This window comes from Pseudomonas sp. NFACC45 (genome assembly GCF_900113505.1).
GTDB classification, from domain to species: Bacteria; Pseudomonadota; Gammaproteobacteria; order Pseudomonadales; family Pseudomonadaceae; genus Aquipseudomonas; species Aquipseudomonas tehranensis.
Genome location: NZ_FOPO01000008.1, coordinates 319,561 through 325,883, shown reverse-complemented (window position 1 = coordinate 325,883; position 6,323 = coordinate 319,561). Strand labels below are relative to the sequence as shown.

6 protein-coding genes are annotated in these 6,323 nt (G+C 61.7%); 2 read left to right on the top strand and 4 right to left on the bottom strand.

Annotated features, from left to right (window positions below):
* Positions 1 to 2,228: DUF6531 domain-containing protein (locus BM132_RS17110; RefSeq protein WP_256244274.1), on the bottom strand; the 2,228-nt coding region annotated here is incomplete at its 3' end.
* Positions 2,229 to 2,596: 368 nt separating this feature from the next.
* Between BM132_RS17110 and BM132_RS17105 the strand changes: the two genes are divergently transcribed.
* Positions 2,597 to 3,271 (top strand): histidine phosphatase family protein, encoded by a 675-nt coding sequence (locus tag BM132_RS17105; RefSeq protein ID WP_092457125.1) that lies wholly within the window; start codon positions 2,597 to 2,599, stop codon positions 3,269 to 3,271.
* A gap of 29 nt (positions 3,272 to 3,300) precedes the next feature.
* On the opposite strand, the gene mnmH is transcribed toward BM132_RS17105, so the two are convergent.
* A complete protein-coding gene (mnmH, locus tag BM132_RS17100; RefSeq protein ID WP_092457122.1) occupies positions 3,301 to 4,404 on the bottom strand; it encodes a tRNA 2-selenouridine(34) synthase MnmH in 1,104 nt (367 codons plus the stop codon).
* On the bottom strand, positions 4,404 to 5,438 hold the full coding sequence (selD, locus tag BM132_RS17095; protein WP_092457118.1) for a selenide, water dikinase SelD: 1,035 nt from the start codon (positions 5,436 to 5,438) through the stop codon (positions 4,404 to 4,406). The genes mnmH and selD overlap by 1 nt, the downstream gene beginning before the upstream one ends.
* Before the next feature lie 139 nt (positions 5,439 to 5,577).
* Between selD and BM132_RS17090 the strand changes: the two genes are divergently transcribed.
* Positions 5,578 to 5,862, top strand: coding sequence for a hypothetical protein (locus tag BM132_RS17090; RefSeq protein WP_092400678.1), 285 nt, complete (start codon positions 5,578 to 5,580; stop codon positions 5,860 to 5,862).
* Between the two features lie 6 nt (positions 5,863 to 5,868).
* Here the strand turns inward: BM132_RS17090 and BM132_RS17085 are convergent, their stop codons facing one another.
* The gene (locus BM132_RS17085) at positions 5,869 to 6,321 is read right to left on the bottom strand and encodes a DMT family transporter (RefSeq protein WP_092457115.1); all 453 of its coding nucleotides are present in this window, start codon (positions 6,319 to 6,321) and stop codon (positions 5,869 to 5,871) included.
* Positions 6,322 to 6,323 lie beyond the last annotated feature (2 nt).

Below are 6,323 nucleotides of genomic sequence, written 5' to 3'. Positions count from 1 at the left end.
GCCTTGAGGTGCTGGCCGCCATCGGGCTCGACCTTGCGCACCAGCCGCGCCCGCTCGTCGTGGACGTACACCTCCTGGCTGCCATCCAGGTGCTGGACCGTGACCTGCCCGTCCTCGCCCCAGGTGTAGCGGCTGTCCATCTGCGCAAACGAGGCCCAGTGCCGCACGCAGCGGGCCGCGCGTCCGGCCCCTTGCCATTCCCAGAAAAAACTCGCGCCGCCGGCCAGTTGCCGCTGGAGGATGACGTGCTGGTCGTCGTAGTCGTAGCGTTCGCTTTCGCCGGCGGCGTTGGTCGCCTCGATCAGCCGGAAACGGCCGTCGTAACGGTAGGAGACCAGCGTTTGTTCGGTGCGCCAGGCCTCATCGAGGGTGAGGGCCGGGTGAAAGCGCTGGTAGTCGATGGCGACCAGATGGCGCTGTTCGTAACGCAAGCGCAGGGAGCGTCCGGCACCGTTGTCCAGGCGGCTGATGTCGCCGTGGATGTTGCGCTGCAGCGTCAGGCGGTTGGCGTAGCGGTCGCTGAGGGCGGTCAGATGGCCGTCGCGAAAGTGTAGGAAAGGTGCGTTTTCGCCGGGTTGGGCGATGATCAGTTCGTCCGGCTCGGCCCCCAGGTAAATGGCCGCGCGGGCCAGGCTGTTGTGAATCGCCGGGCGCTGGTCGGTGGGCAGCGGAAACGGCGTACGGCGGTTTTCCTGGTCGATCCAGATGACCTGCTCGCCCTCAAACAACAAGCGATGCGCCAGGGCATGGCTCCAGCCACGGCCCAGGCCGACGTCCAGGTCCACCGCGCTGGTGCGGTACAAGCGGGTGAAGACAAACGGCAAGCAGCCATCGAGGGTGCCGTCGTCCAGGGTCAGCAGTTCCTCGCCGGTGACCATCGACACCGGGCAGCCGCTGGTTTGGGTCAGGGCCGCGGTGTCGGCGCTGTCGCCGTTGGGGGTTTTCGATTGAGCCGAGGCGTCGTCGTGGGGTTCGAACTGGCTCAGGCGCGTGGAACCCTGGGACTTTTCCCGCGCCACGGCGGCGGGATTACTGACGGACAATGGTGCAGAGTGTTCAGGAGTGATGTGCAAAGGTCCGACAGGCGTCGGTTTTAAAGGCCCACGCTGGCTGACCACCAACGGTTTGAGCACATCGGCATGCTGATTGAGCCGGTCGGGGGTGAGTTGGCCCAATCTCAGGCTCGACGCCAGCAACCACTCCCGGGCACGCTCCGAGCGGAGCCGGGCCAGCACTTTGCCGCTCATGCGCACGCCCAGGCCCAGCCCCCCGGTCAAACGCATCAGCAGGAAATTGATCAGCACCGAGGCGCGCATCTCGCCCACGACTTCAGCGGCGTACTGGGGTGGCAACATCCGCAGCCAACTGGCGAACGCCGCCATATGCACGAAGAGCAACGGCTCGTCGCTCAACACCATCAACCCTTTGGCGATCGCCTCCGAAGAAGCTTTGAGCAGTTGTTCAAGCTCGACCTGGGTCAAGTACTCCAGCAGTTTTTCACTATTGACCTGCAAGTCCGCCAGCAGCTCGAAGACCTGTTTGACGTCATCCCATAGCTGATGCAGGGCGTTTGTGAAGCCGCGCCAATCGGCTTGCTGCAATACGTCGTAGCGCTCGAGAAATCCGCTGTCGGAAAACTCCGCCCACAGCGGTTGAAATTCGTTTTCCCACTCCGCTTTCAGCCAACCTTCAAGTTCGCCGATCACGTCTTGGTAAGAGGCAAAAAGCGCCCGGGTATGGTCCGCCGTCACGTTTGGAAAAAAGCTGATGCGATAACGCTGCCCCCGCCAACACTTGGGGATTTCCAGGATGCCGCTGGGGCCGATCACGTGATGGACCGGCTCGCCGAACGTTTCCTTCCCCGGCTCGCCTGCGATGACCGGTTCCAGCATCACCGGCGTGTCGCCGATCGGGACGAAGCGCGCCGCCTGGAACATGTGCACCAGCGTCAGCGGACCGCCCGCCGGACAAGCGACGACCGTGGCGCTGACGGGTTGATCAAGGTCCTTCGGTGCCGCCAGGGACACTTCGTTGCCGACCTTGAACACCTGCTCGATATCCAGCGCCCAGCCGGCCCAGAAGCTTTCAGCCCAGCTGTCGTAGTCGTTCAGACAAGTGCGAAAATCCGCCAGCACCGCTTCGACATCCGGCTGCTCGGGGTCCATGGCCGCAATCACCAGCGAGCCGATGACGTTGTTCAAAGCCAGGAGTTTGTCGGGGACGAACATGCGGAAATCTCGCGGTACGGAAACGGACGCGAGACTTTGCCGAGGACGGCAGGGAAAATAAGTCAGAGGAGGAGACGGCAGGTGTAAGGCGATTCTTTAAATACGAAACCCAAATGAACGCGTCACGAAACTCGCACGCCCCATTCTTAAATCCGCAACATCCTGTCGCTAACATTCGCCCTACCTCTTGGAAGGAGGCCTTACAGTGCACGGAATCGGTCGGTATCGAACCAAAGGGCGTCAGAAGACTCTGAGCAATGCCCCGAGAAATCGAAGCGGCGTCACGACAAGGAAAACACCTGAAGCCAAAAACTTCGTGGTGCCCGGGTTTGTCAGCCTGATGTGAGAGAGCCGAAGAATATTATTCGATGATGAATCCACTGAATTTCGCCAAACGCTTCAAGCGCCGACCGTGGCTGATGTTGCCTACGCTGCTTGTCGCTTGTGGCCTGGCGCTGTTGCTGGAGTCGAGCGTCAGTCGCGCCCAACCGGCCGACGGCATCCAGACCCTGGTGTTCCTGCGCCACGCCGAGAAACCCGCCGGCGGCCTGGGCCAGCTCAATTGCCAGGGGCTGAATCGCGCCATCGACCTGGCCACCCTGCTCCCGGAGAAATTCGGCAAGGCCGACTATGTGTTCGCGGCCAACCCTACCCGCAACGTCGAAGAGGGCGAGCTGGACAATTCCTACAGCTACATCCGCCCACTGATGACCATCAGCCCCAGTGCCATCAAGCTCGGGCTGCCGGTGAACATCGAGTATTCAGCCAATGACACCAGCGACCTGGCGGACGAACTGCTGCACGACAAGTACCACAACTCGACCATCTACACCGCCTGGTCACACGGCTACCTGCCGGAGCTGATCAACGAGGTCGCCAGCGACGCGCTGGGCAAGAAGCAGACGATTACCGATGATTGGGAATCGGGGGATTTCGATTCGCTGTACGTGCTGACCCTGACGTGGCACAACGGCAAGGCCAGTCTCACCAGCCAGAACTACAAGCAAGGCCTGGACAACGGGCAGGAAACTTGTCCGACATAGGCCGCAGGCATTAGGCTGGAAAGAAGCGATCAGCCTTTGCGGGCCGCTCGCTCACGCAGATATTCCAGCACCGCGCCCTGCTCTCCGGCGAACTCGATCCGCCCGCCCTTCTGCTCGCGCTGGAACACGTACATCGGGTCGTAATACTCACGCAACAGACCTTCGATCCAGCCGCGATGCAAGTCGACGGCGCCGCTGTTCGCCTGCTCGGCCAGGGCAGCTTCCATGATTTGGTGCAAACGTCGATGGCGGTCGCCACCCAGGCGTTTATGGATGTTATTGAGGCTTCCCAGCAACCGTTCGCAAAACAGCGAGAACCCTTCATCGCCATGGACTGCGACAAATTCGCCGCACAGGTTGATGACGTAATCGCGCAGGATCCGCTCGACCCGTCGCTCCAGGCTGTCCTCAAGCCAGACCATCGGAACCTGTTGCATGCGCTGGTACAAAGGCAGTGGCAAGGCGCAACTGCCGACCATGCGGCTTTCATCTTCCAGCACGAACTGTTCAATACCAGCGGCACGTTTTTTCAGCACATCCACGGCCAGCAGATTCTCGAAATCGATATTGGAAGGCTGCCCGGTGGCGCGCTTGCCGAAGCTCGAGCCGCGATGATTGGCGTAGCCCTCCAGATCCAGGCTGTTGCCCAGTTGCGTCAGCACTTCTGTCTTGCCGGTGCCGGTCATGCCGCCCAGCAACACCAGGTCGCATTGGGCAACCGCTTGCTCGACGGTGTCGAGCAAGAATGTACGCATGGCCTTGTAGCCACCGCCGACCCTGGGATAGTCAATGCCCGCCTCGTCCTTGAGCCACTGCTGGACAATCTGTGACCGCAAGCCCCCCCTGAAACAATACAACACACCGTCAGGATGGGCCGTTGCGAACTCGGCCCAGGCCTGGATGCGTTGCGCCTTGGTATCGCCGGACACCAATTGATGCCCCAGGACAATGGCCGCCTGCTGGCCCTGCTGCTTGTAGCAGGTGCCGATCCGTTGCCGTTCGATGTCGGTCATCAACGGCAGATTGACCACGCCGGGGAATGCGCCCTTGAGAAATTCGACGGGGGCACGGGTGTCCATCATCGGTCGGTCATTGAGAAAAATGTCGCGGTAATCGGTGAGGTCGTTGGTCATCAAGACACCTCGACCGCACAGGTCTGTCGCTCGATCAGTTCACCGATCGGCTCCAGTGCAAGCCCCAGTTGCGCGGCCACCGCCAGAAACGCTTCGTTGCCCTCGGGCGTGACAGCGATCAGCAGCCCACCGCTGGTCTGCGGGTCGCACAGCACTCGCTTGTGCAGCTCCTGCAGGCGCCCGACCTTGCTGGCGTAGCTGTCGTAGTTGCGCAACGTACCGCCCGGTACGCAGCCCTGGTCAAGGTAATACTCGACGCCCGGCAGACGCGGCACCGCGTCGTAGCGGATACGCGCCGTCACCTGGCTGCCATCGGCCATTTCCACCAGATGCCCGAGCAGGCCGAAACCGGTGACGTCGGTCATCGCCGCCACGCCGTCGAGCTTGCCGAAGTGGCTGCCCGGTTTGTTGAGGGTGCACATCCAGTCGCGGGCCAGGCCCACATCGGCGGCGCGCAGCTTGCCTTTCTTTTCCGCGGTGGTGAGGATGCCGATGCCCAAAGGCTTGGTCAGGTACAGGCGGCAACCGGCAGTGGCGGTGTCGTTGCGCTTCATATGACGCTTTTGCACCAGGCCCGTGACCGCCAGGCCGAAAATCGGCTCCGGCGCATCGATCGAATGGCCGCCCGCCAGGGGAATGCCAGCCTCGTCACACACGGAACGACCGCCGCGAATCACTTCACGAGCGATTTCCGGGGCCAATACGTTGACCGGCCAGCCGAGAATCGCAATCGCCATCAACGGATCACCGCCCATGGCGTAGATGTCGCTGATGGCATTGGTGGCGGCGATGCGACCGAAATCAAAAGGATCGTCGACAATCGGCATGAAGAAGTCGGTGGTGGAAACCACCCCGCGCTCCTCGTCGATGGCGTATACCGCGGCGTCGTCCCGGGAGGCATTGCCAACCCACAACTTGGGGTCAAGGTTCTGCGCACCGCTGCCGGCCAGGATCACTTCCAGCACCTGTGGCGAAATCTTGCAGCCGCAACCGGCGCCGTGGCTGTACTGGGTCAGGCGAATCGGCTCGCTCATGGGCATACCTCTCGTAAGTCAAGGTGGGCGATTCTAGCAGCAACGCCACCGGTTCTGTGCCGACGCGAACCCATTGAATTTTCCCCCAGCAGAGGAATCACTAGAAGACCCGCCGAGCACTCATCTCAGGAGACCGCCGATGTCCCTCGCCCCTACTGCCGACGACAGCACCGACCTTAAATATGGCCTCGACACGCTGTTTGGCCGCCAAACCAAAAGCATCGATTGCCGCTACGAAGTCCAACGCCTGGATGACGGTGAACCGGTGTGGTTCGCCCTGCACGTACAGCCGCCACTGCCGGATGATCTGGAAAAAGCCGAGGTCGTGGTCTTCAGCACCGAAGGCCGGCACATTGGCGGTATTGTCCGGCTTGCCAAGCGCTTGGACGATGGCAGTCTGCGACTGGAAGTCGAGCCCAACTGACCGTTCTCAGACCTGCCGCGCACTGCTGCGATACATGAACACCAGCGCCAGTGCCAGGCAGGCCATTGCCAGCACCCGGCTCTCGGACAACGCCATAGCGGGGTTGCCCAACCAGCCGAAATGGTCGATCAGCATGCCCATGGCCAGCTGCCCGAGTATCACCGCCACGGTCGCCACGGCGGTGCCGACCCTTGGCACCGCGCCGACCATGACCATCATGTACACCACGCCAAACAAGGCACCGCCAAGTTGCCATTTCGGCACGTCCAGCAAGCTGACGGCGTAAGCGGGTTCAAAAAACACGATCAGTAACCCGGTGACCACCGTGCCCACCACGAATGTCAGCAGACTGCTGCGCAGCACACCAACCGTCTGGCCCAGGCGACCGTTGATGGCCGCCTGCACGCTCAACACCGCACCGGCAACAACGACCAGCAGCAATAGCAAAAACAGATTCATGT

What these genes read in the sequence shown, in the direction of transcription:
- BM132_RS17105 (WP_092457125.1), top strand. Translation starts at nt 2,597, where the DNA reads ATGATGAATCCACTGAATTTCGCCAAACGCTTCAAGCGCCGACCGTGG.
- mnmH (WP_092457122.1), bottom strand. Translation starts at nt 4,404, where the DNA reads ATGACCAACGACCTCACCGATTACCGCGACATTTTTCTCAATGACCGA.
- selD (WP_092457118.1), bottom strand. Translation starts at nt 5,438, where the DNA reads ATGAGCGAGCCGATTCGCCTGACCCAGTACAGCCACGGCGCCGGTTGC.
- BM132_RS17090 (WP_092400678.1), top strand. Translation starts at nt 5,578, where the DNA reads ATGTCCCTCGCCCCTACTGCCGACGACAGCACCGACCTTAAATATGGC.
- BM132_RS17085 (WP_092457115.1), bottom strand. Translation starts at nt 6,321, where the DNA reads ATGAATCTGTTTTTGCTATTGCTGCTGGTCGTTGTTGCCGGTGCGGTG.